The 1,694-nt window shown below is 44.6% G+C and carries 2 protein-coding genes; both read left to right on the top strand.

Annotated elements, in window-relative coordinates:
• Window positions 1–522, top strand: a 522-nt coding sequence (locus MKR94_RS16300; protein ID WP_241647870.1) for an HNH endonuclease, incomplete at its 5' end; no start/stop codon positions are given.
• Window positions 516–1,061, top strand: coding sequence for a phage N-6-adenine-methyltransferase (locus tag MKR94_RS16305; RefSeq protein WP_422047544.1), 546 nt, complete (start codon window positions 516–518; stop codon window positions 1,059–1,061). The genes MKR94_RS16300 and MKR94_RS16305, both read left to right, overlap by 7 nt.
• The last annotated feature ends 633 nt before the right edge of the window (window positions 1,062–1,694 follow it).

Raw genomic sequence — 1,694 nt, forward strand, 5'->3', positions numbered from 1 at the left:
AATACCCCGATCGAACATAAAGAAGACCGGTTGAAAATAATAAATAGCCATCTTTACATGAAGGATGGTGAGGTTAGATATAAGAACGATTCATCAAAGTATTCCGCAATTAAGAGAAAGGCTGGCGATAAAGTTCATGTTTCTTTTAATAATAATGGCTATCAGCAAGTCTGTTTTGGTGGTGTACAGATGTTCCTTCACTCAATTGTTTTTTCCCTGACTCATGGAAGATTACCAAATGGAGAGATAGATCATATCAATGGTAATAGGGGAGATAATTCGCCAGCAAACCTTAGGGAATGTACTAGGTCGCAAAATAATAGGAACTTAAAAACTAACAAGAAAAACACATCTGGTTTCAAGAATGTCAGTTGGGTTTCTCAGAAATCTAAGTGGCACGTCTCTTTGCGAACAGATCAAGGAAGAATAAGTTTCGGTCTGTATGAGGATTTAGAATTTGCTGGGCTTGTTGCGCAATCGGCAAGAGAGAAGTTCCACCTTAATTTTGCGAGATCATTATGAGTTATCCGAACACTAAAACCCCCCTTGAAAATCGTGACACATGGCAAACCCCGCGCGATTTATTCCAAGCTCTTAACGCGGAGTTTCACTTCCAGTTAGATGCTGCGGCAAGCGATCGGAATGCGCTATGCAAGCGCTTCATCACTGCCGAAGAGAATACGCTTGAGGCTGATTGGTCAAGTTACGTCACTAGCGGCTATGCGTGGCTAAATCCGCCATACAGCGACCCATCACCATTCATCGAGAAGACCGCAAGAGAGAAGGAATTAAATCACGTTGGGTGCGTAATGTTGCTGCCAGCAGATACGTCGGTAGGCTGGTTTAAATCGGCGATCGGAAGTGCTAGCGAGGTTCGGTTCATTACAGGTGGGCGGTTATCTTTCGTCTCATCGCTGACGGGCAAGCCAGTGAACGGGAATAACAAAGGTTCGATGCTGATAATTTGGCATCCATGGCCTACAAATCACTGTCAATTTTCAACTGTCGATCGGAATCAATTACTTGCCTACGGTAAGCGATTAATGGAGCGCGCCGCATGAAAGAAACTGAATGCACAGCATGCGGATTCCCCTCAGAAGATGACAGGTGGTGTGAGGCTTGTGACGAAGTGTATATAGCGACCGATTATAATAATTACGACCTGGAGCGAGATGATGGCTTTAAAGAGAGACAAGTTTGACGACATATTCTCGAAGCTAGTTCGAGAGCGTGTCGGGTGGGAGTGCGATTACTGCGGTAGAAACTTCCAACACGAACCAGTAAAACTTCACTGTTCACACTTCAAATCACGCCGACACAAATCCACTCGATACCATCCTTACAACGCCTTCGCTCATTGCATAGGTTGCCACAGAAAGCTAGAAGAGGACCCTTACGAATTTACGACTCACGCTGAGATAGTTTACGGCGAGATGACTATTGAACGTGTAGCACGTCTAGCAAGCTCTGTGCTGAAGATAAAGGACTGGCAGAAGGATGAGTTATACAAGCACCTAAAAAGCGAGCACAAGCGATTACAGGAGCTTAGAAACAATGGTGTAACAGGAAGGATAGAGTTCACTACACCCGACTGGTATCAGGAAGGAATAACAATGCGAATGGGGGAGTCATGACTTGGCTAACCAAATTCCTTAACCACTTCTCACCCGTAACCCCAACAGTCCAGTACAAAA

Source organism: Rosenbergiella metrosideri (assembly GCF_022602565.1).
GTDB lineage: Bacteria > Pseudomonadota > Gammaproteobacteria > Enterobacterales > Enterobacteriaceae > Rosenbergiella > Rosenbergiella metrosideri.